General features: G+C 67.7%; 20 protein-coding genes. 9 read left to right on the forward strand and 11 right to left on the reverse strand.

All coding sequences use genetic code 11. From position 1 onward, the window contains the following. Window positions 1-9 precede the first annotated feature (9 nt). Entirely contained in the window at window positions 10-1623 is a 1614-nt protein-coding gene (locus ABD024_RS04810; RefSeq protein ID WP_343850204.1) for an amidase, read from the reverse strand. 97 nt (window positions 1624-1720) lie between these two features. On the opposite strand from ABD024_RS04810, the gene ABD024_RS04815 reads away from it, so the two are divergent. Continuing rightward, complete coding sequence (locus ABD024_RS04815) at window positions 1721-2470, forward strand: c-type cytochrome (RefSeq protein ID WP_343850206.1); 750 nt, start codon at window positions 1721-1723, stop codon at window positions 2468-2470. Continuing rightward, window positions 2467-3759 carry a c-type cytochrome gene (locus ABD024_RS04820; RefSeq protein ID WP_343850208.1) on the forward strand — a complete coding sequence of 431 codons (1293 nt, stop codon included), beginning with the start codon at window positions 2467-2469 and terminating at the stop codon, window positions 3757-3759. The genes ABD024_RS04815 and ABD024_RS04820 overlap by 4 nt, the downstream gene beginning before the upstream one ends. 12 nt (window positions 3760-3771) lie before the next feature. Here the strand turns inward: ABD024_RS04820 and ABD024_RS04825 are convergent, their stop codons facing one another. After that, window positions 3772-4293, reverse strand: a complete 522-nt coding sequence (locus tag ABD024_RS04825; RefSeq protein ID WP_343850210.1) for a mismatch-specific DNA-glycosylase — start codon at window positions 4291-4293, stop codon at window positions 3772-3774. After that, a complete protein-coding gene (locus ABD024_RS04830) occupies window positions 4277-4981 on the reverse strand; it encodes a Dph6-related ATP pyrophosphatase (RefSeq protein ID WP_343850212.1) in 705 nt (234 codons plus the stop codon). The genes ABD024_RS04825 and ABD024_RS04830 overlap by 17 nt, the downstream gene beginning before the upstream one ends. Before the next feature lie 155 nt (window positions 4982-5136). Here ABD024_RS04830 and rng point away from each other — a divergent pair, with 155 nt between their 5' ends. Together rng and ABD024_RS04840 are read left to right on the forward strand one after the other, a co-directional pair. Continuing rightward, window positions 5137-6615, forward strand: coding sequence for a ribonuclease G (gene rng, locus ABD024_RS04835; protein WP_343850214.1), 1479 nt, complete (start codon window positions 5137-5139; stop codon window positions 6613-6615). Window positions 6616-6651: 36 nt separating this feature from the next. After that, window positions 6652-10635, forward strand: coding sequence for a YhdP family protein (locus ABD024_RS04840; protein ID WP_343850216.1), 3984 nt, complete (start codon window positions 6652-6654; stop codon window positions 10633-10635). Between the two features lie 9 nt (window positions 10636-10644). Here ABD024_RS04840 and ABD024_RS04845 read toward each other — a convergent pair whose 3' ends face one another. Next, window positions 10645-11838: a sterol desaturase family protein gene (locus ABD024_RS04845; protein WP_343850218.1), complete on the reverse strand. Its 1194-nt coding sequence runs from the start codon at window positions 11836-11838 to the stop codon at window positions 10645-10647. Window positions 11839-11967: 129 nt separating this feature from the next. Between ABD024_RS04845 and tldD the strand changes: the two genes are divergently transcribed. The 3 genes from tldD (at window position 11968) to ABD024_RS04860 (ending at window position 17080) form a co-directional block, all read left to right on the forward strand. Then, on the forward strand, window positions 11968-13407 hold the full coding sequence (gene tldD / locus ABD024_RS04850) for a metalloprotease TldD (protein WP_343850220.1): 1440 nt from the start codon (window positions 11968-11970) through the stop codon (window positions 13405-13407). 246 nt (window positions 13408-13653) lie between these two features. Continuing rightward, the gene (locus ABD024_RS04855; RefSeq protein WP_343850222.1) at window positions 13654-14997 is read left to right on the forward strand and encodes a cytochrome C; all 1344 of its coding nucleotides are present in this window, start codon (window positions 13654-13656) and stop codon (window positions 14995-14997) included. A 451-nt stretch (window positions 14998-15448) separates the two neighbouring features. After that, complete coding sequence (locus ABD024_RS04860) at window positions 15449-17080, forward strand: S53 family peptidase (RefSeq protein ID WP_343850224.1); 1632 nt, start codon at window positions 15449-15451, stop codon at window positions 17078-17080. Between the two features lie 193 nt (window positions 17081-17273). Here the strand turns inward: ABD024_RS04860 and ABD024_RS04865 are convergent, their stop codons facing one another. From ABD024_RS04865 to ABD024_RS04875, 3 genes are all read right to left on the reverse strand, one after another. After that, complete coding sequence (locus ABD024_RS04865) at window positions 17274-18125, reverse strand: protein NO VEIN domain-containing protein (protein ID WP_343850226.1); 852 nt, start codon at window positions 18123-18125, stop codon at window positions 17274-17276. Between the two features lie 602 nt (window positions 18126-18727). Further along, the gene (yjgA, locus tag ABD024_RS04870; RefSeq protein ID WP_343850228.1) at window positions 18728-19279 is read right to left on the reverse strand and encodes a ribosome biogenesis factor YjgA; all 552 of its coding nucleotides are present in this window, start codon (window positions 19277-19279) and stop codon (window positions 18728-18730) included. Between the two features lie 29 nt (window positions 19280-19308). Beyond that, window positions 19309-19578: a DUF1653 domain-containing protein gene (locus tag ABD024_RS04875; RefSeq protein ID WP_343850230.1), complete on the reverse strand. Its 270-nt coding sequence runs from the start codon at window positions 19576-19578 to the stop codon at window positions 19309-19311. Window positions 19579-19684: 106 nt separating this feature from the next. Here ABD024_RS04875 and pmbA point away from each other — a divergent pair, with 106 nt between their 5' ends. Both pmbA and ABD024_RS04885 read left to right on the forward strand, forming a co-directional pair. After that, on the forward strand, window positions 19685-21052 hold the full coding sequence (gene pmbA / locus ABD024_RS04880) for a metalloprotease PmbA (RefSeq protein ID WP_343850232.1): 1368 nt from the start codon (window positions 19685-19687) through the stop codon (window positions 21050-21052). 122 nt (window positions 21053-21174) lie between these two features. Further along, window positions 21175-21576: a DUF4870 domain-containing protein gene (locus tag ABD024_RS04885; RefSeq protein ID WP_343850234.1), complete on the forward strand. Its 402-nt coding sequence runs from the start codon at window positions 21175-21177 to the stop codon at window positions 21574-21576. A 64-nt stretch (window positions 21577-21640) separates the two neighbouring features. Here ABD024_RS04885 and ABD024_RS04890 read toward each other — a convergent pair whose 3' ends face one another. The 4 genes from ABD024_RS04890 to ABD024_RS04905 all read right to left on the reverse strand — a co-directional run bounded on the left by ABD024_RS04890 (window position 21641) and on the right by ABD024_RS04905 (window position 24895). Continuing rightward, a complete protein-coding gene (locus ABD024_RS04890) occupies window positions 21641-22540 on the reverse strand; it encodes a polyprenyl synthetase family protein (protein WP_343850236.1) in 900 nt (299 codons plus the stop codon). Next, window positions 22524-22781: an exodeoxyribonuclease VII small subunit gene (locus tag ABD024_RS04895; RefSeq protein ID WP_343850238.1), complete on the reverse strand. Its 258-nt coding sequence runs from the start codon at window positions 22779-22781 to the stop codon at window positions 22524-22526. The genes ABD024_RS04890 and ABD024_RS04895 overlap by 17 nt, the downstream gene beginning before the upstream one ends. A 75-nt stretch (window positions 22782-22856) precedes the next feature. Beyond that, window positions 22857-24158: a tRNA lysidine(34) synthetase TilS gene (gene tilS, locus ABD024_RS04900; protein WP_343850240.1), complete on the reverse strand. Its 1302-nt coding sequence runs from the start codon at window positions 24156-24158 to the stop codon at window positions 22857-22859. After that, window positions 24155-24895, reverse strand: coding sequence for an NYN domain-containing protein (locus ABD024_RS04905; protein WP_343850242.1), 741 nt, complete (start codon window positions 24893-24895; stop codon window positions 24155-24157). The genes tilS and ABD024_RS04905 overlap by 4 nt, the downstream gene beginning before the upstream one ends. Window positions 24896-24940: the final 45 nt, after the last annotated feature.

Below are 24940 nucleotides of genomic sequence, written 5' to 3' on the forward strand. Positions count from 1 at the left end.
GTTGCAGGCTCAGTGAATGGTTGTCACCGGCTTGCCGCCGACCGTATCCAGGAACTGCGGCGGCTGCCATGCCCTGGCATGTTGCTCGAAACCGTAGGCGATCGAGATCAGCGTCGGCTCGCTCCACTGCGCGCCGAACAGCACGATGCCGACCGGCAGGCCGTGGGCGAAGCCGGCCGGTACGGTGATCGAGGGATAGCCGGCCACGGCCGCCGGCTGCGAGGCGCCGCCGACAGTGGGGTCGCCGCTGACGATGTGGTCGCCCAGCACCGGATCGGTCATGAAGGCCGGGCCCCACGACGGTGCCAGCAAAGCGTCCAGGTGCTGCGCCTTCAGGGCAGCGTCGATGCCCTGCGGGCCGGACAGCCGCTTCGCCTGCGCCAGTGCGTTCGTATATGCCTTCTCGCTGAGCGGCCCCTTCTTCTCGGCCTGCTCGAACAGTTCCTGGCCGAACCAGGCCATCTCTTCGCCGGCATGCGCCTGGTTGAACGCGATCAGGTCGGCCAGCGTCTTCACCTTGAGGCCCGTGCGGCCGGACAGATAGGCGTTGATGTCGTGCTTGAAGTCGTACAGCAACACGGTGATCTCCGGCTTGCCGAGCTCGGCCAGGTGCGGCAGCGTGACCGGGTCGACGATGATCGCGCCTTGTGCCTTCATCAGCGCGATCGACTGCTCCAGCACGCGGTCGGCGTTCGGCTCGGCGCCGGCGAGCTGGCGCACCACGCCGATGCGTTTGCCCTTGAGTCCGTTCGGATCGAGGAAGCGGCGGTAGTCGGTGGCATGTCGATCGGCCTCGGCGGTGGCCGGGTCGCGCGGGTCGCTGCCGGCGATCACGCTGAGCAGGGCGGCGGCGTCGGCCACGTTGCGCGCCATCGGACCGGCGGTGTCCTGGCTGTGGCTGATCGGCACGATGCCGGCGCGGCTGACCAGGCCAAGGGTGGGCTTGATGCCGACGATGCCGTTCATCGCGGCAGGGCAGATGATCGAGCCGTCGGTCTCGCTGCCGATCGCCACCGTGGCCAGGCCTGCCGCCACCGCGGCGCCGGACCCGGCGCTGGAGCCGCACGGGTTGCGGTCGAGCACGTAGGGATTGCGGGTCTGCCCGCCACGCCCGCTCCAGCCGCTGCTGGCATGGTTGGAGCGGAAGTTGGCCCATTCGCTCAAGTTGGTCTTGCCCAGGATCAGCGCACCGGCCTGGCGCAGCCGTTCGACCAGGCCGGCGTCGCGCGGCGCCGGCGCATCGGCCAGTGCCAGCGAGCCGGCGGTGGTGAGCATGCGGTCGCCGGTGTCGATGTTGTCCTTCAGCAGCACCGGAATGCCGTACAGCGGGCCGCGCGACTTGGCACTGCCGCGTGCGTCGTCGAGCGTGCCGGCCAGTTGCAGCGCGTCGGGGTTCGTCTCGATTACCGCGCGCAGGGCAGGGCCGGAACGATCGATCCGCTGGATGCGTTCGAGCAACTCCTGCGTCAGCTGGCGGCTGTCCAGCGTGCCGGCATCCATGTGCTGCTGCAGCTGGTCGATGGACGCGTAGGCGACACTCGGCGGTGTGGCCTCGGCGGCCAGCGCCGGGCCGGCAAGCAAGGCAGTGACGAGTGCGGCGAGATGGACGGCTGAACGGTTCACGGTAACCCCCGGTTTCGTGATGCGGCATGTTGTCGCGTGGCCCCAGCTTAGCGCCGGTCCGGCATGGGTGCTGCTTTCGCAAGCGTACAATCGCCGGATGAATACGAACGCCAGCCTGTGTCATGCCAAGCCGTTCGGTGTTGTCACCCTGTTCGCGGTCGCCCTGTTCTACGGCACCGCCAGTCGCGCCGCCGACAACCCCCCGATTCCCGACACCTTGCAGCAGCGCATCGCCGCCTGCACCACCTGCCATGGCGTGCATGGCGAAGGCACGCCCGGCAGCGGCTATTTCCCGCGCCTCGCCGGCAAGCCGGCAGCCTACCTGGCGCGCCAGATGCAGGATTTCCAGAACGGCCTGCGCAAGTACGCGCCGATGGAGTACACCGTGCGCCAACTGCCGCCGGCGTACATGCGAGAGATCGCCGAGTACTTCGCGGTGCAGCAGGTGCCGTACAGCCGTTCGCCGTTGCCGCCGGTGTCCACCGCGGCGCTGCAGCGTGGCGAGCAGCTGGTCAGTAAGGGCGACCCGGCGCGCAAGATTCCGGCCTGCGCCAGCTGCCACGGCAGCCAGCTGACCGGCGTGGAGCCGTCCACGCCGGGTCTGGTCGGCCTGCCGTACGACTACATCAGCGCGCAACTGGGCTCCTGGCGCACGCATACCCGCGCCACGGTGGCACCCGATTGCATGGCGACGGTGGCGAACCGGCTCAGCGAGTCGGACATCACCGCCGTGGCGGCAGCGCTGGCCAGCCGCGAGTTGCCGGCCGACACGCACGCGCAACCGGCCGGCTCGGTGACGCCGCCGTTAGCCTGTGGCGTGCTGGGCGCGACGGGAGACCCGTCATGAGGTGGCTGCGTTGGCTGTTGCTGCTGATCGTGCTGCTGGTGGCGTTGGTGTTGGGTTGGGTGTTGTTCGGCGGCAGTGGCAGCCGGCCGACCCCGCCGGCCGCGAGCAAAATCGCGGCGACCACCTTGCGCGATCCGGCACTGATCGCGAAAGGCGAATACCTGACCACGGTCGGCGACTGCGCCGGCTGCCATACCGCGCAAGGTGGTGCGCGCTACGCCGGCGGGCGCTCGCTGGCCACGCCGTTCGGTGATATCCCGGTGCCCAACATCACGCCCGATCGCGAGACCGGCCTGGGCGACTGGAGCTTCGAGGACTTCTGGCAGGCGCTGCACAGCGGCAAGGGCCGTCATGGCGAACTGCTGTACCCGGCGTTCTCGTACATCTCGTACACCAAGGTGAACCACGACGATGCACTGGCGATCTTCGCCTACCTGCAATCGCTGGCGCCGGTGCACCAGCCGGCCGTCGCATCGGCGCTGGCGTTCCCCTACAGCGTGCGCAAGAGCCTGGCGGCGTGGCGCACGTTGTACTTCAAGGAGGGCGAGTTCAAGCCCGATCCGGCGCAGTCGGCCGAGTGGAACCGCGGCGCCTATCTGGTGCAGGGACTGGGCCACTGCAACGAATGCCATGCCGCGCGCGACACGCTCGGCGGCACGCCGCAGGACGTGCACCTCACCGGCGGCCAGATCCCGATGCAGAACTGGTACGCGCCCGACCTGAGCACGCAGAAGAACGGTGGCCTGGAAGGCTGGGGCGCACAGGACATCGTCGACCTGCTGAAGACTGGCCAGTCCGCAAGGGGCGCGGCGTTCGGCCCGATGGCCGCGGTGGTGTCGGGCAGCACCCAGCACATGAGCGACGCCGACCTGCGCGCGATAGCCAGCTACCTGCAGTCGCTGCCGCCGCGGGCTCCGCTGGCCGAGCCGAGTTCGCCGTTCGACACCAGGGCGCTGACCGAACAGGGCGGGAAGGTCTACGCGAAGCACTGCGCCGAATGCCATGGCAAGCGCGGCGAGGGCGTGGCCGGAGTCTATCCGCCTCTGGACGGCAACTCCTCGGTAACCGAACCGACCGGCATCAACGCGACCCGGATGGTCCTGCTCGGCGGTTTCGCGCCGGTCACCGCGGCCAACCAGCGACCGTACTCGATGCCGCCGTTCGCGCAGCAGCTGAACGACGGCGAGGTGGCGGCGGTGGTTACCTATATCCGCCGCGCGTGGTCGAACAAGGCTTCGATCGTGCGCGCCCAGGGTGTCAGCACATACCGGCACACACCGGTCGAGTGAGCTCGCGAGTCCCTACGGAGTGGCATGAACGGCGTGGTACAGCTCGCTCAACGCCAGCCATGGCGCCAGGTCCCAGTGTCCGCGCGCCTGGCCGGACGGCGACGGCAACACGACCAGTCGTGTGTCGCCGATGGTTTCGTCCAGCAGCCCGCAGCTGACCGCGTGGCCAAGTGCGCTGCGTGCCGCGTTCTTGCTGGTGAAGGCGAGCAGGCGTGGGGCGTGGCGTTCGATCTTGGCGACCAGCGCGGGCGCGTCGAACGCGTCGCGCGGCAGTTCGTCGTCGTTGCCCATGTGGCGCTTGGCCAGGTCGGTGAGGCCGATGCTGTAATCGAGCAGCAGGGGAAACTCCGGCGGCAGCAGCAGGCGCGGAGTCAGCCCGGCGTCGAACAACGCGCGCCAGAACAGGTTGCCGGGGTGGGCGTAGTAGGCGCGTTCGGCGGCCGAACGCCGGCCCGCGGCGGTGCCGCAGAACACCAGCGCCAGCCCGGGCTGCAGCAGGTCGGGCAGGATGTGGCGTTCAGTCCGGCGCGGCATGCTCGTCCAGCAGGAAATCGGTGAACTGGAAGCGCCCGTCGCGCAGCACGGATTCGCCGCGGCGCAGTTTGAGCGGTCGGTGGAACAGCGGCCCGGCGTAGCTCAGCGTGTGGAATTCGCCGCGCTCGCCGCAGGGGTCGACGCCGGCCGGCAGCGCGTCGAGCAGGGCGGCGTCGTAGTCGCGGCCGCAAAAGTCCGCGTCGAGCTGCTGGGTATCCACGCAGCACAGCACCGCACGATGGCCTTCGCCGACGAAGCGGCGCGCCAGCGCGGCGGTGTCCTCGCCCCACAGCGGGAACACCGCGCGCCAGTTTTCGCGGCCGAGCTGGCGCACGCGGTAGTCGCGCACATCCTCCAGGAACAGATCGCCGAACGCACAGTGGCGGATCCCCGGCCAGCGCATGCGCGCCTCGACCAGCGCCTGCGCGTGCGCCGCCTCATAGGCCTCGTTGCTGCCGGGCCAGTCCAGCATCACCTCCAGCAGCGGCAGGCCCAGCGCGGCGGCCTGTGCCTGCAGCACGGCGCGCGGGGTGCCGTGCATGGCCACGCGCTGGTAGTTGCGGTTGACCGTGGTGAGCAGGCCGGTCACCCGCCACTGCGGATCGGCCAGCAAGCGCTGCAGGGCCAGCAGGCAGTCCTTGCCGCCGCTCCAGGCCAGCAGGGTAGGCGTCGGCGTGGACGTCGTCATGCGTTCAGCTCCAGGGTGATTGGTCGGGCGGCGGCACTCCGCACGTCAGTGTCCATTTTGCGTTATCCGGCCCGGCCATGCGGATTCCATGCAGTGGTTCATCGACAGTCCGTGGCCGCACCGCTATAAAGATCATCTGTCCGGGGGAGTATGCGGTGAGCGAAGAAATCCTGATCAACGTGACCCCGCGCGAGACGCGGGTCGGGGTGGTCGAGAACGGCATGCTGCAGGAGGTGCACGTCGAGCGGGCGTCCCGGCGCGGCTATGTCGGGAATATCTACAAGGGCCGCGTGCAGCGGGTGATGCCGGGCATGCAGGCGGTATTCGTGGAGATCGGGCTGGAGCGCGCGGCGTTCCTGCACGCCTCCGACATCGTGCGCCCGCCGCCGCCCGAAGGTGCCGAATCGAACGGCAACGGCAATGGCCACGTGCCCTCGATCAGCGAACTGGTGCATGAAGGCCAGGAGATCGTGGTGCAGGTCGTGAAGGACCCGATCAGCACCAAGGGTGCGCGATTGTCGGCGCACCTGTCGATTCCCTCGCGCTACCTGGTGCTGCTGCCGTATGCACGGACCCTGGGCATTTCCGCAAGGATCGAGGACGAGGCCGAGCGCCAGCGGCTGCGCGACGTGCTGACCCCGCTGATCGGCGACACCCCGCTGGGCTACATCGTGCGCACCAATGCCGAGGGCCAGAGTGCCGAGTCGCTGGCGTTCGACGTGGCCTACCTGGGCAAGGTATGGCGGGTGGTGCAGGAGAACATCGCCAAGGCCAGGGTCGGCGAGCGCGTGTACGAGGAGTTGTCGCTGCCGCTGCGCAGCCTGCGCGACATGCTCAACGAGGACATCGAGAAGGTGCGGGTGGATTCGCGCGCGACGTTCGAGAACGTGGTCAAGTTCGTGCACAAGTTCATGCCGAGCCTGGACGATCGCATCGAGCACTACGACGGCGAGCGGCCGATCTTCGACCTGTACGGCGTCGAGGACGAGATGCAGCGCGCGCTGAAGAAGGAGGTGCCGCTGAAATCCGGCGGCTACCTGATCGTCGACCAGACCGAGGCGATGACCACGATCGACGTCAACACCGGCGCCTACCTGGGTACGCGCAACCTGGAAGAAACCGTCTACCGCACCAACCTGGAGGCGGCGCAGGCGGCGGCGCGCCAGCTGCGGCTGCGCAACCTGGGCGGCATCATCATCATCGACTTCATCGACATGAGCGATGAGGAACACAAGCGCCAGGTGCTGCGCATGCTCGGCAAGGGACTGGCGCGCGACCACGCCAAGACCACGGTGTACCCGATGTCGGCGCTGGGCCTGGTCGAGATGACCCGCAAGCGCACCACCGAAAGCCTGGCCCGCCAGCTGTGCGAGCCGTGCCCGACCTGCAGCGGTCGCGGCGTGCTGAAGACCGCCGAAACGGTGACCTACGAGATCTTCCGCGAGATCACCCGGGCGGTGCGCCAGTTCAACGCGCAGAAGCTGCTGGTGATGGCAAACCCGGCCGTGGTGAACCGGATCCTGGAGGAAGAATCCAGCGCGGTCGCGGAACTGGAAGAGTTCATCTCCAAAAGCATACGCTTTCAGGCTGAAGAGCATTATTCGCAGGAACAGTTTGATGTCGTCTTGCTGTAAATCCGGCTGCCGTAAATTCGACTGGGGCCGCTGCGCGTGAACGCGTTGTGGCAGCGGCGGCTGCACCGTTGTGCCCGCGCGTCGGGCTGGACCGTCGGGGTCGCGCTGATCCTGCTTGCCGTCATCGCGGCGCTGGCCCAGTTGCTGCTGCCGCTGCTGGCGCGGCACCCGGACTGGGTGGCCGCACAACTCAGTGCACGGCTGCAGCGTCCGGTCAGCTTTGCCTCGATGGAGGGGCGCTGGACCGGCTCCGGCCCAGAGTTCGTGATGCACGGGGTGACCATCGGTGCGGCGGCCGGCGAGAGCGGCGCTGCGCTGCAGCTGCCCGAGTCCGAACTGAAATTCGACTTCGGCGGCTGGCTGCTGCCGTCGCGGCACCTGCTCAACCTGCACGTGCGCAACCTGCAACTGGACCTGCTGCACGATGCCCACGGCTGGCACGTCAACGGCATCGGCGTGGCCGGTGGCAGCGGCCGGCAACCGCTGTCGCTGGGCCGGCTGTCGGCCGACCTGTGGCTGGAAGATCTGCGCGTGGTGGTTACTGACGCCACCCTGGACAAGCACTACACGCTGCTGTCGAAACAGCTGCGGCTGAGCCACCAGGGCAGCCATATCCGTTTCGGCGGCGTGCTGCGGCGCGATGGCGTGAGCGCCGCGGTGCGCACCGCCGGCCGCTTCCGCGATGACGGCAGCGCGGGCCAGGTGTGGGCCAGCGTCGACGGCACCGAACTGAAGCCGTTGCTGGACGGCATCGATATGGGCGGCTATGCGGTCGATCACGGCCGCGGCTGGCTGAATGCCTGGCTCGACTGGCGCAAGGGCCAGCTGAGCCGCAGTCTGGTCCGTTTCGACCTGGACACGCTGGCGGTGATCGCGCCCACGGGTGGCAGGGCCAGCGTGGCGTCGCTGCACGGCTTGGCTGGCGTGCGCCATGTCGACGACGGCTACGACGTGCGCTGGGCCGGCGACGACGGCAGCGCACTGGCGTTGAGCCTGCACCGGCCCGGCACCGAAGACGCCAGCGCGGACGTTGCCGCGCGCAAGCTACAACTGGCGCCGCTGCTGCCGTGGCTGGCGTTGAAGCCGGCGCTGGCGCCGGCGCTGGCGCAGTGGCTGGGCAGCGGGCATCCGCGCGGCGAGCTGGACCGGCTCGCCTTGCACTGGAATCACGCCGAGGGACTGCACTCGGTCGACCTGGCGTTCAATGGCCTGGGCATTGACCCGGTCGGCAAGCTGCCGGGCGTGAGCAACCTGCACGGCGAGTTGCGCGGCGATGTCGAGGCGCTGTCGCTGGAACTGCCGGCGCAAGTCACCACGCTGAGCTTTCCGCACACGTTCCGCGAGCCGTTGGTGATGTCGACGCTGGCCGGCACGCTGGCGTTCTGGCCGCAGGACGGCGACTGGCACATCGGCGTCGACGCGCTGGATTTCGCCGGCGCCGGCTATGCCGGCCAGGCTCGCGGCGAGCTGGTGCTGCCGGCGCAGGGCGGCGCTCCGTTCATGGACATGTACGCGAAGCTGGACCATGCCGACGTGGTCGCCGCCAAGCGGTTCTGGCCGCTGGGCTCGATGTCGCCCGGCACCATCGCCTGGCTCGATCACGGCCTGCAGGCGGGCCGCCTCGACGAGGCGCAGGTGCTGGTGCGCGGCGACCTGCACGACTGGCCGTTCCGGCACAACGAAGGGCGCTTCGAGGCACGCGCGGTGATCAGCGACCTCACCCTCGACTACGGCAAGGGCTGGCCACGTGCCGAAGGCGTCAGCGCGGTGGCCAACTTCATCAACAACGGCATGCTGGTCGAAGCCAGCGATGGGCACTCGCTCGGGGTGAAGGTGGAGCGGGCGGTCGCCGTGATCCCGGACTTCCACGACGCGCTGCTCGACCTCAACGTGCAGGGCAGCGGCAGCGGCGCCAGCCTGATGGAATTCGTGCGCAAGAGCCCGGTCGGCAGCCGCGAGGCCAGCACGCTGGCCAAGCTGAAACTGGGCGGCAGCGGCACGTTCGACTTCCACCTGGCACTGCCGTTGAAGGCGGGCGGGGAACTGCAGCTGGACGGCCTGGCCCAGTTGAAGGACGCCGACCTCAGCGCGCCGGAATGGAAGCTCCAGCTGGACAAGCTCAACGGCCCGCTGAAGTTCGATGCGCACGGCATGCAGGCCGGCCCGCTGGACGCCGGCTTCCGCGGCCAGCCGTCGACCTTGCAGCTGGCGATCGCGGCGGCCAACCGCGACCCGGCCACGGTGCTGTCGGCGCAGCTGCACGGCAACTACCGCATGGCCGAACTGGTGCAGGACTATCCGTCACTGGGCTGGATCGGCCTGCTGGCCGACGGGCGCAGCGCGTTCGACATCGGCTTCGCCATCGCCCGCGTGGCGGGCAGCGATACGTTGGCGCAGACCCTCAGCGTCGACTCGTCGCTGGACGGCATCGCGCTGGACCTGCCGGCGCCGCTGCACAAGCCGGCATCGGCCAGCTTGCCGCTGCACCTGACGATGAGCCTGCCGGTTGGCGGCAGTGCGCTGCGGATCGGCCTGGGCGATGCGATGCGCGGCTACCTGCGCCTGGCCGACGGCGAGCAGCGACCGCTGGCCGGCACTCTCGCGTTCGGCGACCAGATGCCCGAGACCTTGCCGGATCGCGACCTGCGCATCCGCGGTCACGCCAGCCGGCTCGACGTCACCGGTTGGGTGCAGCGCGCGGTGGCCGGCAGCGGCGGCGGCAGCGGCGGACCGGGGCTGGAAAGCCTCGACGTCAGTACCGACCAGGCCGAATGGTTCGGCAGCGAGCTGGGCGCGTTGAAGCTGCACGCCACGCTGCAGCCGGACGTGCTGAGCGTGGACGTGGACGGCCCGGCGATGCTCGGCAACTACAGCATGCCGACGCGGGAACTCGACAAGCGCGGCGTCACCGCGCGGCTGAAACGGTTGCACTGGCCGAAGGACCCCGCGTCGGAGACCGCCAGCCATCCGGCCAAAACCACCGCCGGCGCCACGACACCGGCCGCCGCAGCCTCTGCCGTTCCAGCACCCGATCCGGCCAATACCGGGTTCAACCCGGCCGCGCTGCCGCCGTTCCACGTGTGGGTGGGCGACCTGCGCATGGGCGACGCGAAGCTCGGCGAAGCGCGCCTGGAAACCTGGCCGACGGCGGACGGCCTGCACATCGAGCAGCTGCGTGCGCTGTCCAGCCGCGTGCAGATCAACGCCAGCGGCGACTGGAACGGTAACGCCAGCAACAGCCGTACCCACATGAAGATCAGCTTCGCCGCCGAGGATCTCGGCGCGATGCTGGGCGCGCTCGGTTTCGACGGGCTGGTCAACGGCGGCAAGACGCGCGACCAGCTCGATGCCAGCTGGCCCGGCGCACCCAGCGGACTGTCGCTGGCGACCATGGACGGCACGCTCAGCATCCAGGTCAACGACGGTCGCATTCCCGAAGCCGCGTCGCCGGGCGTGGGGCGCCTGCTCGGGCTGGTCTCGCTGGCCGAGTTGCCGCGCCGGCTCACCCTGGATTTCGGCGACGTGTTCGGCAAGGGGCTGGCGTTCGACTCGATCACCGGCGACTTCAAGCTGGCCAACGGCAACGCCACCACCGACAACCTGGTGATCGCCGGCCCGGCGGCGAACATCAGCGTCACCGGCCGCACCGGCTTGCGCGCCAAGGATTACGACCAGCAGATGCTGGTGGTGCCGCATGTCGGCAACAGTCTGCCGCTGGTCGGTGCGGTGGTCGGCGGCCCGATCGGTGCGGCGGCCGGCTTCGCCGTGCAGGGCCTGCTCGGCAAGGGCCTGAACCAGGCCGCCAGCGCGCGCTATCGGGTCACCGGCAGCTGGGACGACCCGGTGATGACCCTGCTCGAGAAGCGCGGCACCGTCACGGCACCGGCCGCGCCCTTGCTCAATCCCGCCCTCAGCCTGCCTGCCGCGGCCCGCAGCGGGCAACCGCCGGCACTGCTTGGATTGCCGGCCGCCCCGGGCAGCGCCACGCTGCCGGCTGCGGCCAGCTCGGTCCACCACTGACCGGCGCGATCATTCCGGCGATTCGGCGGGTGTCTTGCCGCGGCGGAACGGAAACAGCTGCTGCCGGACGAAGCCGTCGGGCATGTAGTCGCCGACCACGCCGTAGCGCTCTGGAAACTTCTTCGTCGAGGTCACCGCGGTGCCGAACAGGTAGTCGATGAACGCGTAGTGCGCGGCATAGTTCCTGTCGATCGCCTCGTCGTCGGAGGCGTGGTGCCAGTGGTGGAAATCCGGCGTCACGATCAGGTATTTCAGCGGCCCCCACGGCAGACGCACGTTGGCGTGGTTGAACACCGCCTGGAAGCCCACGATCAGGATGTAGCCGTTCATCGCGGCCTCGGAGAAACCGAGGATGTACAGCGGCGCCAGCACGCAGACGCGGGTGGCGATCAGCTCCAGCATGTGCTGACGCGAGCCGGCCAGCCAGTCCATCGTCTTCACGCTGTGATGCACCGCGTGGAAGCGCCACAGGAACGGCACCTCGTGATACGCGCGATGCGTCCAGTACTGCGCCAGGTCGGCGACCAGCACGCACAACAGCAACTGCGGCACGAAGCTGATGTGCTGCACGGTCTGCTGGAAATCGCTGCTGACCAGCCAGCCGAACAGGTGGTGCAGCAGGAAGTTCACCGTGAGCAGCGCCAGCCCCACGATGAAATGGTTCACCGCGAAATGCTTCAGGTCGGTCTGCCATTCCTTGCGGAAGATCGCCTGGCCCCGATACAGCGGGAACAGCTTCTCGATCACCACGAAGATCAGCGTGGAACCGAGCAGGTCCAGGATGAACCAGTCCAGCCCGAGATATGGCGTGTGGTCGGGAAATTCGCCCACCGGCACCCGCGCGCCGCCCAGCGCCACCGCCGCGATCACCAGCACGAACGCCACGATGTTGAGATTGCGCTGGCGATTCAGGATCAGGTTGCCCAGCGACATGCCGCCCGCCACCAGCAGCGCGACCAGCAGCAGCTGGCGCAGCACATCGACCGAATACTGGCGGCGCAGATCCGGCGTGGTCAGGTATTGCGGGAAGTGGAATGCGAGCACCGCCAGCAGACACAGGAAGCCCAGCGACAGCGCGATCACGCCGCTGATCCTGCCCAGCCCCGGCTTCAGCTCGCCGTTGCGCTGCAGCAGCTCGCGGGTCTCCGTCACCGGTGCCTTCACGGCACGTTCGAGGGCTTCGCGCTTTGAGTGTTCGCTCACGGGTGATCCTTCACGTCGGGCGCCGGCCGGCGCTTCCGGCATGGTAGCGGACCGGCACGAAGGCTTTAAAGGCGCTAGCGCCAGCCCCATGTGGGATAGTTCCCGACCGACCGCCAACGAACTGACTCCATGGATTCCCTGATCGCCCTCGCCGAAAGCAAGCTGTTGTCCCCCGGCGGCATCGCCACCGGCGACCTCGACCGCGTGTTCACCCAGCTGATGGGCCCGTCGATCGACGCCGCCGACCTGTACTTCCAGCATTCGCGCAGCGAGTCGTGGACGCTGGAAGAGGGCATCGTCAAGGACGGCAGCCACTCGATCGAGCAAGGCGTGGGCGTGCGCGCGATCAGCGGCGAGAAGACCGGCTTCGCCTATTCCGACGAGATCGTGCTGCCGCAGTTGCTGGAGGCGTCGAAGGCCGCGCGCGCGATCGCGCACGACGGCAACGGCGCCGGCAAGCCGCTGGCGCTGAACGGTGCACGTCAGCTGTACCCGGCGATCGACCCGGTCGAGAGCCTGCCGAACCCCGAAAAGATCGCGCTGCTGCGTGAGGTCGACGCGTACGCGCGCTCACGTGACCCGCGCATCAAGCAGGTCATCGTCAGCCTCGCCGCGACCATGGACACCATCCTGATCGCCGCCTCCGACGGCACCCTGGCCGCCGACGTGCGCCCGCTGGTGCGCATCAACATCCAGGTGATCGCCGAGCAGAACGGCCGGTGCGAGCAGGGTTACTCCGGCGGCGGCGGCCGCTACGGTTACCGCGAGCTGATCGAGAACGGCCGCGCGCTGGCATTCGCCGATGAAGCAGTGCGCCAGGCACTGGTGAACCTGGATTCCGTCGACGCCCCGGCCGGCCAGATGACCGTGGTGCTCGGCCCCGGCTGGCCCGGCGTGCTGCTGCACGAGGCGATCGGCCACGGCCTGGAAGGCGACTTCAACCGCAAGGGCAGCTCCGCGTTCTCCGGCCGCATCGGCCAGCGCGTGGCGGCGAAGGGCGTCACCATCGTCGACGACGGCACCCTGGTTGGCCGCCGCGGTTCGCTCAGCATCGACGACGAAGGCACCCCGACCGAATGCACCACCCTGATCGAGGATGGCATTCTAAAAGGCTATATGCAGGACAAGCTCAACGCGCGCCTGATGGGCATGGCGCCCACCGGCAACGGCCGCCGCGAATCGTTCACCGCGCTGCCGATGCCGCGCATGACCAATACCTACATGCGGGCCGGCGCGCACGACCCGGGCGAGATCATCCGTTCGGTGAAGAAGGGCCTGTACGCGCCGAACTTCGGCGGCGGCCAGGTCGACATCACCAACGGCAAGTTCACCTTCTCCGCGTCCGAGGCCTACCTGATCGAGGACGGGAAAATCACCCGCCCGGTGAAGGGCGCCACGCTGATCGGCTCCGGCCCCGAGGTGCTCAACCGCGTCTCGATGATCGGCAACGACCTTGCTCTGGATGAAGGCGTGGGCGTGTGCGGCAAGGACGGGCAAAGCGTGCCCGTGGGTGTGGGCCAGCCGACGCTGAAGATCGACTCGATGACGGTGGGCGGCACCGCGTCGTAATCGCGCTGGACGGTTCGTTCGCCATCGGCGTGGCCCGCGAGTTCGAAAGTATTTGCGGGCCAGCGCCTGGCCGGCGTGGTGGCAACCTGTCGCGGCGAAACGGCGCCGCGCCACTCGTCGGGTTGCTTGATCGAAGTCAACATATGGTGCATCCATCGGCTCAGGCTGGCGACATTCTTCCCGGCGACGGAGCGGATGCGCATGAACGGTCACTGCAAGGGCCACGCTGGTGGCCGGTTTGTCTCCATGCACCTGCTACGGCGCTGGATGTTGCTGGTGGTGCTGGCGTGGCTGGCGGTCGTGCCCACCCTGGCGTTGGCCATGCCCTCGTATGCGCGGCAAACCCAGCTCGCCTGCGTGGCATGTCACGTCGGAGCCTTCGGCCCGGAGCTCACCGCGTTCGGGCGGCAATTCAAGCTGATGGGTTACACCATGAAGGTCGGCGACGCAAAGGAGTTGCCGCTGTCGGCGATGCTGGTGGAATCGTTCACGCATACGCAGAAAGCCCAAACGGAAGCTCCGGCCAAGGGCTTCGGCACTAACAACAACACCGAGCTGCAGCAGGCCTCGGTGTTCCTGGCCGGGCGGCTGAGCGAGCACATCGGCGTCTTCGCCCAGGCGACCTATTCCGAGAACGGAGGGCTGCTTGGCTGGGACAACGTGGACCTGCGCTACGCGCGCATGTTCAGCCGCGGCAGCCACTCCGGCATCTGGGGCATCACGGTCAACAACAACCCCACCGTCAGCGATGTGTTCAACACCGCGCCGGCCTGGATGTACCCGTACATGTCGGCGGATCTGGCGCCCGGTGCTCCGGCCCAGCCGATGCTGTTCGGCGGCCTGGGTGGTCAGGTGATTGGCGCCAGTGCCTACGTGCAACTGGACGGCGCCTGGTACCTGGAGGCCGGTGGCTATCGCTCGCTGTCGCCGGCATTCCTGCGCCGCGTCAATGCCGACTACGACGGTCGCCTGAGCGGGATCACGCCGTACGCGCGCGTGACCTACACCTGGAACCTGCCCCAGGGCGACTTCACCGTCGGCGGATTCCTGCTGAGCATGCGCCGCGGCCTGGTCGGCACCAATGACGCGGGCGACGCGGTGCCCGTGGCCGGGCCAACGGACCGCTTTCGCGATATCGGGATGGATTCCAGCTACCAGTACGGCCATGGCGACCACCGCTTTACTGCGGGCGCGCTGTACGTGCGCGAGCAGCAGCGTCTGGACGCCACCTACGCCGACGGCGGTGCCGACCATCTGCACAACAGTCTGTGGGCGTTCAACCTCAAGGGCAGCTACTGGTATCGCCAGACCTATGGCGTGACCCTGGCGTCATTCATCGACGATGGCAGCAACGACGTCACCCTGTACGGCAACAACGGCTCGCCGGATACCCGCGGCGGCATCGTCGAACTCAACTACGCCCCGTTCGGCCAGCCCACTTCGTGGCGGCAGCCCTGGGTCAACGTACGGCTGGGCCTGCAGTACACGTACTTCACGCGCTTCAGCGGGCTGGTGCACAACATCGATGGAGCAGGGCGCAACGCCAGCGCCAACAACACGCTCTACTTTTACGTGTGGCTGGCGATCTGAGCCACGGCGTCGCGCCCGTTCACCCGAAGCGCAGCGAACCCGTCGCCCGCAGGAAAATCCATTCGCCCTGGGTGAAGTCGCAGGCGTTTGCTGCGACACGACCTGGTGCGCGGCAGCCCTCGGCTGCATCCGGAACGAAGGGTTTGTCCAAGCCTGAAGACAGGCCCGGGAGCATCGCCCACGGACGGGCCCGGCACGCGCGCGGCAAGCCAGATTCGAATGCGACCGTGGATGAGTCGCGACTTCCTTCGATTTCGTAATGTCTTGCGAATCAACTACTTGTTGGCATTTTTTTGACGGACGCACGGATCATTCGAATTCGCGGCGTGTTAGCGTCGAGGACTGGCGCGGTCGGGAAATTGTCCGGGGGGATCCACGGCCGCGTCATGGGATTCCGGTCCGTTGGCGACCGGAATTTTTCTGTTCGCACCATCAATTTCGGGGATGAACCATGCAGATGAAGAAGACTTCGCTGTGCTTGGCGATGGGGGCAATCTGGGCGCTGGCGTCCACGGTCGCAACGGCGGCCGGCGTCGATGCAACCTGGAGGACGACGGCCACGCACGCTCACCTGCCGGCCGCGTCGGTGAACATGAGTGACCTGGTGGCATTCGACATGCCACTGCACGTGCAGGTGGCGTTGAAGATCCAGAACAAGGGCACGCTCGACGATTTCATCGCCGCCGCGCACAACCCGGCCAGCCCGCTGTTCCGCACCAAGCTGCAGGCGGGCGATGTCGCCGCGAATTTCCTGCCGAGCCAGACGCAGGCGCAGGCCGTGGCCGATTACCTGAGTCGGGCCGGCTTCACCAACGTCAGCGTGTCGGCCAACCGCCTGCTGGTTTCGGCGGACGGCACGGCCGCGAGTGCGCAGGCAGCGTTCGGCACACGCTTCGTCAAGGCCACCGACGCAAACGGCCATGCGGCATACGCCAACATCGACGACGCCAAGGTGCCGGCGGCGCTAGCCGATTCCGTGCTGTCGGTGAGTGGCCTGCAGACCGTGACGCATCCGCACACCATGATCGTCAAGGCCGCGCTGCAAAACAGTGGCGCGACGACCCACGGCCGGCCAGGCGGTGGCAGCACGCTGGTCGGCCACAACCCGACCACGTTCCCGACGATCTACGACGTCGGCAGCACGCCGACCGCCTCGACGATCACTGTGGGCATCATCAGCGACGGCGACATGACCCAGCCGCTGAAGGATCTGACCAGCTTCACCACCGCCAACCACCTGCCGGCGGTGAATACCCAGGTAGTGACGGTGGGCACGCCGGGCACCGATACCAGCGGCACGCCCGAGTGGGATTTGGACAGCCAGGATATCGTCGGCATGTCCGGCGGCGTCGGCAAGCTGATCTTCTACGCCGCCAACTCGCTGACCAACAGCGCGCTCACCGCGGCGTTCAACAAGGTGGTCAGCGACAACCAGGCGCAGGTCATCAACGTGTCGCTCGGCGAGTGCGAAACCAGCGCCTACCAGGACGGCTCGATGGCGGCGGACGACCAGATCTTCGCGCTGGGCGTGGCGCAAGGGCAGACGTTCTCCATCTCGACTGGCGACTCCGGTTCGAACGAGTGCAGCAAGAAACCGACCGGCACCACGCCGAGCTATCCCGCCAGTTCGCCGTACGTGGTCGCCGTCAGCGGCACGTCGGTAACCACCGGTACTTCCAGCAGTTGGGTCAGCGAAACCTTGTGGAGCGGCGCGGGCGGCAGCCCCAGCACGGTGGAGCCGAAACCGAGCTGGCAGACCCAGGGCGGCGGCGGCACCCGCGACGTGGCCGACGTGGCGTTCGATGCCGATCCGAATTCGGGCGCCATCATCATCGTCAACGGCAGCAACGCACAGTACGGCGGCACCAGCCTGTCCGCACCGCTGTTCGCCGCCACCTGGGCCCGCATGCTGGCAGCCCATCCGGGGCTGGGCTTCGCGGCACCGCACCTGTACACCGTATCCACCGCCAGCTATCACGACATCACCTCCGGCAGCAATGGCGGTGAGACGGCTACGGTCGGCTGGGACTACGCCAGCGGATTCGGCAGCGGCATCGTGAGTGCTTTGAACGCGGGGCTGTAATTTCCGCGATGCGCTGGCGTCCGCCGAGAGGAGGGCGCCCGCGCTGTGTGTGTATGGGCATTGTTACGCGGTCTGTCGGCCCCGTCTCACCGCCGCACGGGGCTCCGGGTGGAGCAGCAGTGGGCCATCCTGGCCCGCATTCGGTGCGCGGTGCTTTACATGTCCGCAGCGAAAAACTTTTTCCGTCGACCGATCAGGCAATGAAACGCGCCAGGTATGTCACGGGATCGAGCGTGCAATGACCATCTATCGATCCCGGTAGCTGGAAGACCTTAGGCTTATCGCGAAAGTCGAAGAGCCTGTACAGACGGTATTTATCCGCGTCCGCGTTGGAGCGCGCGATCTCGTTGCGACTGACATAAAACGGAGTCAGCTCACCGAACGCGGTCGTCTTGACTTCGATCAGGCGCTCGCGACCATTGCTTTCAAAAGACAGGATGTCGTAGCCCAAACCGTCGCCTTGGCTTGCGGCAACATGCTCGACACGCTCGCTCAATGCCTTTTGGCCTTCGCCATGCAATCTGCGCGATTCCAGTTCGAGCACGAACAGCTCGCCTGCGCGACCAAGCGAGCGGTTGCGGGCCTCTCGGGCGAGATAATCGCGCCGGACAGGCGAGAACCGAGGTGCATATTCGGGAGCGGTTTCGCGCACCTTCGCGGGCTTCGGTGCCGGCACCCAGACCGACATGGACTCGTTAACGGCGATCTCGATGGCCGGGCGTTCGACGGCAGCTTGGGCCGCCGCGTCGATGATGGTGTTCCCTTCCAACTGCGATTCCACCACGTCCAGCAGGTCGGACTGGTAATTGGAACGAGGCTTGTAGCCATTGATGCTCGGATAATCCAGCGCGAGCAGGATGGCGCTGATGTTGCAGTGTTTGAACTCGACCGATCCCCGACTGCGGCCATCAAGCTTCCGCATCAGCGCTTCAGCGTGTTCGGTTTTGTTGTAGCGCTGACCGTTAAGCTCCAGCGCCAGCATCGTGAGATATGAGGCAACGCAGGCCTCCACCTCCACCCGCGACCAGTCATCGCCCCTAGCCATGTGATTCGCTTCCCCCAACGGATGCTCAAGTATAGACAGACGGTCGGCACCCGGAGTCGAGAGGGAAACGTGCGGGGGGAAGGCTCGTATTCACGTAGCCGTTTGATCCACCACGATGGCCCGCTGCTCTACCCGGGGTCCCTTGCGCGGCGGTGAGTCGGGGTCGACAGGCCGCGTAGCGGGCATCGGCAGGGGGATGCCGATGCCTTTTCGCACGGGCAAGATGCCCGTTCGAAAAGCCCGGCCCCGGCTCACGGACTTGCCGGGCAGGATGCCCGGCAAGCGCCAAGCGGGGTGTCGTTTTCTCCGGGTTACTTCTCTTTTGGACAAGCAAAAGAGAAGTAACTCGGCCTCCGAAGGAGGACGAAAGCTCTGCACTTGAGCTTTTGAATTCGAGGCAAACGAGAGGAAATGATTCGTCCCTCGAAGGAAGGCGAGAGCACTCCGCTCTATGGGTACGGCACCCAAACAGTGCGTCGCATCACCCTTCGACTTCGCTGCGCTACGCCTGTCCTGAACTCGTCGAAGGGCTCAGGGCGAATGGGGTTTGTTTCGCTTCGATCGGGCAAACGGGCTTTTGATGCCGTTGCCAGAGACAGTCTTCAGCCCTCGGAGGCGTCGCCCGCCTGCAGATCCTTCAACAACTGAAAAATCTCCCGATATGCCCGCGGCGGCTTGTTCGGCGTGTCTTTCTCGATGCGCACCTGGCGCACCAGCGAACGCAGATGTTGGCGGTCGACCTGCGGATGCTCGGCGATCAGTTCGGACAGCGCGGCTTCGTCTTCCGCGACCAGGCGGTCGCGCATCGCTTCCAGGCGATGCATCGCCGCGGTTTCCTGGCGCTGCTTCTCGCGGTTCTCGCCGAGTTCGGCGCGCACGGCGGCGAAGTCATCGTCACCATAGCGGCGCATGACCTTGGCGAGGAAGGCGAGCTGGCGCTTCTTCGCGCCGTGGGAAGGGGTGCGGCGGGTGACGTCGATCTCGTGACGCACGTCGTCCGGCAGCGCCAGCTTGGCCAGTCGGCTCGGTTGCAGATCGACCAGCTGCTGTGCCAATACCAGCACGGCGAGTGCCTCGCGGCGCTGCTGGGTGCGGCTGGGGCCGTAGTCTTCTTCGTCGAGTTCGGTCTGGTTGCGGCTGCGGCTCGGGCTCACGGGGTCATTCCAGAAGAAAAGCGGGTGGATCAGGCGTGCGGGTCGTTGCTGGCCAGCCCGGTCGGGCCTGGTTCGGCCGGGTCCGGTTCGGCCTGTTCCAGCGCGAAGCGGGCGATCGGTTCGCCGTCCAGTTCGATGGTCTCGCTGAACATCGCGGCGGGGCGCACCCACAGGCCGTGATCGCCGTAGAGCGCCTGGTAAACCACCAGCGGTTCCATCGTTTCGCCATGGCGGGCGGTACCCAACACGCGGTAGCGCTGACCCTTGTAGTGGCGATAGATGCCGGCGGTGGGTTGCATGGGCGTTCTCCGCAGCTCTTTGCATTTCGCCGCCGCGCCCCCAAGTTGGGGGCTTGCGGTCGCGAACCGCTTATTCTACCCGTCTATTTCTCAGGAAAGCCCAAACGTGAGCGAAGTTGCCATCAGCCAGGACCGCAGCCTGCAGGAGCTTGACCGCCTGGCGGAACTGGCCGAGGACGTGATCCGCCGCGCCCGTGCCGCCGGCGCCAGCCAGGCCGAGGTGGCCGCCAGCATCGACACCGGGCTCAGCGTGAACGTGCGCCTGGGCGAGGTGGAGACGGTGGAGCATACCCGTGACCGCGGTTTCGGGCTCACCGTGTACTTCGGCCAGCGCAAGGGTTCGGCCAGCACCGCCGACCTCAACCTCGATTCGATCCAGGCCACGCTGGACCAGGCCTGCGCGATCGCGCGCTTCACCGAGGCCGACCCGGCCGCGGGGCTGGCCGATGCGGCGCGCATGGCGACAGCGTTTCCCGATCTGGACCTGTGGCATCCGTGGGACGTCGACACCGCGCAAGCGATCGAGTTGGGTATCCAGATCGAGGAGGCCGGTCGCGCGCACGCCGGCATCAGCAATTCCGACGGTGCCAGCGTGCAGGCCGGGCAGGGGCTGTCGGTGTACGCGAACTCGCATGGCTTCGTCGGGCGCGAGCGCGGCACACGGCATTCGTTGTCGCTGGCGCTGATCGCCGGTGACGAGGACGGCATGCAGCGCGATTACTGGTACGACAGCGTGCGCGCGGCCGGCGATTTCATCAGCGCGCAGGCGCTCGGCGACAAGGCGGCCGAACGCACGCTGGCGCGCATGGGCGCGCGCAGCCTGTCGACGCGGCAGTGCCCGGTGCTGTTTGCGCCGGAGCTGGCGCGCGGGCTGATCGGCCACCTGCTCGGCGCGGTCAGCGGCGGCGCGCTGTATCGCCAGGCCAGCTTCCTGCTCGACCATGTCGGCAAGTCGGTGATGCCGGCCTGGCTGAATATCGACGAGCGGCCACACCTGCCGCGCGGCCAGGGCTCCGGCAACTTCGACGCCGAGGGCGTGGCGACCATCGACAGCGCGCTGATCGAAGGTGGCGTGCTGGCGCGCTACGTGCTCGGCAGCTACTCGGCGCGCAAGCTGGGCTTGCAGTCGACCGGCAACGCCGGCGGCATCCACAACCTGATCGTGGAGCCGGGCGCGGCCGACGGCGAGCACACCGATTTCGACGGCATGCTGCAGCGCCTGGGCACCGGCCTGCTGGTGACCGAGGTGATGGGACAGGGCGTGTCCACCGTCACCGGCGATTATTCGCGCGGCGCGGCCGGCTTCTGGGTCGAGAACGGCCGGGTCGCGTATCCGGTGGAAGGGATCACCATCGCGGCGAACCTGCGCGAGATGTTCGCCGGCATCGTCGCGGTGGGCACGGATGTCGATGCGCGCTCGCATATCCTCACCGGTTCGATCCTGCTGGAGCGGATGACGGTGGCGGGCGAGTAGCACGCGGATTCCGCTGTCGCCGGGGCGCAAATTCCTGCGGCAATACGGCGCAGGCCTTGCTAGCATCGGCACAACCGGCCGTCGAGCCGTCGACGCTAGTTCTGACTACCAAGGAGATGCGCATGAGCGTTCCACCCGAGTCCGTCATTCCGCCCCCGCCGAACGAGCCGCCCATGGCCGGGGTCCCTTCCGCCGAAGAACGTCAGTGGGCGATGTTCGCGCACCTGTCCGCGCTGGTCGGCGTGATCATTCCGCTGGGCAGCATCATCGGGCCGCTGGTGATCTGGCTGATCAAGAAAGACACCATGCCGTTCGTCAACGACCAGGGCAAGGAAGCGCTGAACTTCAACATCACCGTGGCGATCGCCGCCATCGTGGGCTGGATCCTGTGCTTCATTCTGATCGGCTTCCTGGTGCTGGCGGTGCTGGCGATCGCCTGGCTGGTGTTCGTGATCATCGCCACGATCAAGGCGAACGAGGGCACCACCTACCGTTACCCGTTCGCGCTGCGGCTGGTTAACTGAAACAACGCTTCGCGTGATGAAACGAGGGCGGCGCAAGCCGCCCTTTTCGTTGCGCGGGGTTCGATCAATAACGACGATGGGCGGCGTACAGCGCCAGCTCTTCCAGCAATTCGGCACGCTCGCCCAGTGGCGCGATCGCGGCCAGTGCGGTGTCGGTCAGTTCGGCCACCCGGGCGTGCGAGGCGTCGCGGCCGATGATCGAGGGGAAGGTGGGCTTGGCGGCGGCGGCGTCCTTGCCGGCGGTCTTGCCGATCACCGCCGATTCGCCTTCCACGTCGAGGATGTCGTCGCGCACCTGGAACGCCAGGCCGACCGCGTGGGCGTAGCGGTCCAGCGCCTGCAAGGTGTCGCCGTCGGCACCGGCGACGAGTGCGCCCAGTTGCACCGAGGCGCGGATCAGCGCGCCGGTCTTGCAGGCATGCATGTGTTCCAGTTCGTCCAGGGTCAGCGGATGGCCGACCGCAGCGAGGTCGAGCGCCTGGCCGCCGGCCATGCCTTCGGCGCCGCAGGCGCGGCCCAGCGCGCGCAGCATGGCCATGCTGGTGGCCGGGGCGATGCGCTGCGAGCTGTCGTTGGCGAGGATCTCGAACGCCAGCGCCTGCAGCGCGTCGCCGGCGAGGATCGCCATCGCCTCGCCGAACACGATGTGGCAAGTCGGGCGGCCGCGGCGCAGTGCGTCGTCATCCATCGCGGGCAGGTCGTCGTGCACCAGCGAATAGGCGTGGATCAACTCCACCGCGCAGGCGGCGGCGTCCAACTGCGGTCCGTCTTCGCCCAGCGCGTGCGCGGCGGCGTAGACCAGCAGCGGGCGCAGTCGCTTGCCGCCGCCGAGCACGGCGTAGCGCATCGCGCGGTGCAGATCGGCGGGGGATTGGTCGGCTTGCGGCAGGCGGCGATCCAGTGCCTGTTCGGCACGTTGGATCAATACCTGCAAGACAGGGCCAAGCTCAGAGTTCGGGTTCAAACGGTTGGGCGCTGTCGGGGGCTTCGGGATCAAGCAGCAGGCGCACGCGCAGTTCGGCCTGCTCCAGCGACTGCTGGCAGTGACGGAACAGGCCGATGCCGCGCTCGAACGAGGCCAGCGATTCGTCCAGGCTCATGTCGCCGCCTTCCATCTTCGCGACCAGTTGCTCCAGCTCGTCGAGGGAGTGTTCGAAGTCGGCGGCGGGCGGGGTCTTGCCGGGTGCGGGAACGGTCTTGGCCATGACCCGCAACGCTAACGCAGCGGGCGTCCGGAATCAATCTGCGCGGGCGGCGGAAAGCCCCAGGCGTGACCTGGATCAGCGTCCCGGATGCCAGCGCGGCGGCGCACCGGCCTGGCGGAAAATCGCGGTGCCGCGAGCGCTGATCCAGCGGTCGGCGACCGCGACCAGTTCGTCGCCGGCATACAGCAGCGGGCAGGCGTTGCGCTGCCAGGGCGGCAACTGTGATTGCTGGAACAGGTCGCGCAGCTCACGGGTATGCGCGTCGCCATCCGGCTTGATGCGTTCGCCACCGCGACGCAGGCGCACGCGCAGCGGCTCGGCGAGGCGGGTGCCTGTGACGGTCAGCAGCAGTTCGCCGCCATCGGGTAGCGTCAGCGGCTCGCCGTGCCAGGGCACCTGCCAGTCGGCATCGACGACGCGCTCGGGTGGCAAGGCCCACAGTCGAGCTTTCCAGATGTGCAGTTCGGTGCCGGCCCAGCGGATGCACGGCAGCTGGCCCGGACGTGCGCCGCACTGGCGTTCGATCTGCCGCCGCTGCGCGCTGGTGGGGGCGGGCAGGCCGCGTGCGTGCAACCAGTGATCAAGCAGCGGCTCGCGCAGCGCCGGGGCCAGCGCCAGCCAGCCGCGGGTGTCCAGGCTGCCGCTGGCGGGGTCGTGCAATGCCTCGAACGCGGCCAGCCATTGCGTCTGCAGTGCATCCGCGGCGGCGCGGCACAGGGCGGCGCTGTGCAGGATCGAAGCCACCGCCTGCGGCCAGTGCTGCGCCAGTCGCGGCAGGATTTCGTGGCGCAGCTGGTTGCGCGCCAGGCGGGTGTCGCGGTTGGACGGATCGTCGATGCAATCCAGCCGCTGTGCCTCGACGTAATCGCGCAGTTGCTGCCGTGACAGCGCCAGCAACGGCCGCCACAACTGGCCGCGGCCGAACGGGCGCAATGCGTGCATGCCGCCCAGCCCTTCCGGCCCGGCACCGCGCAGCAGTTTCAGCAGCACGGTCTCGGCCTGGTCATCGCGATGGTGGCCGAGCAGCAGGTATTCGCCGTCGCGCAATGGCGTAGCCAGTGCGGCATAGCGCGCATCGCGGGCGGCGGCTTCCACGCCCTTGCCGGTGCCGGCGTCGACCTGCACGCGCAACACTTCACACGGCACGCCCAGTGCGGCGCAGAAGCGTTCGCAGTGCGCGGCCCAGGCCGCACTGTCCGGGTGCAGGCCGTGATCGACGTGCAACGCGCGCAGGCCTCGTGCGCGGGCTTCGGGCAGCTGCGCCAGCGCATGCAGCAAGGCGCTGGAATCCGGGCCGCCGCTGAAGGCGACGCACAGTGCCGCCGGTGGCATGGACGCCAACGCGGCGTGCAGATGCTGGTGCAGCGGGTTGCTCACTTCTTGCTGTCGCGGGATCGCACGTAGATGTGCTTGCCGTTGCCGATCTGGCGCTCCTCGGTGTCGAACAGGCCGATGCCCTTGATCAGGCCGCTGAGTTTGGCGTAGCCGTAGTTGCGTGAGTCGAAGTCGGGCGACTGCTTGTTGATGATGTTTCCGATGGTGCCCAGGCTGGCCCAGCCGGTGTCGTCGGAAGCGGCCTCGATCGCGTTGCGCAGCAGGTTCATCAGGTGCGAATCGCCGCGCAGTTCCTTCGCCGAACGCTGTTTGGGTGCGGCTTCGGTTTCGGCGATGCTGGCCGATGCGCCGGCCAGCACCTCGGTATAGATGAACTTGTCGCAGGCGGTACGGAACGGCTCGGGCGTCTTCTTCTCGCCGAAGCCGTAGACGGTCAGCCCGGATTCGCGGATGCGCGAGGCGAGCCGGGTGAAGTCGCTGTCGCTGGAGACGATGCAGAAGCCGTCGAAGCGCTCGGCGTAGAGCAGGTCCATCGCGTCGATGATCATCGCCGAGTCGGTAGCGTTCTTGCCGACGGTGTAGCGGAACTGCTGGATCGGCTGGATCGAGTGGCGCAGCAGCACTTCCTTCCAGCCGTTGAGATCGGGCTTGGTCCAGTCGCCGTAGATGCGCTTGACGTGCGCGGTGCCGTACTTGGCGATCTCGGCGAGCAGGCCTTCGACGATGGCCGGGCGGGCGTTGTCGGCGTCGATCAGTACCGCAAGTTTGTCGTGGGCCATGACGGGTCCCGGCAGCATGAAGGTGATGCCGATGGTAGCGCCAAG

Source organism: Rhodanobacter soli (assembly GCF_039523495.1).
Taxonomy (GTDB): Bacteria; Pseudomonadota; Gammaproteobacteria; order Xanthomonadales; family Rhodanobacteraceae; genus Rhodanobacter; species Rhodanobacter soli.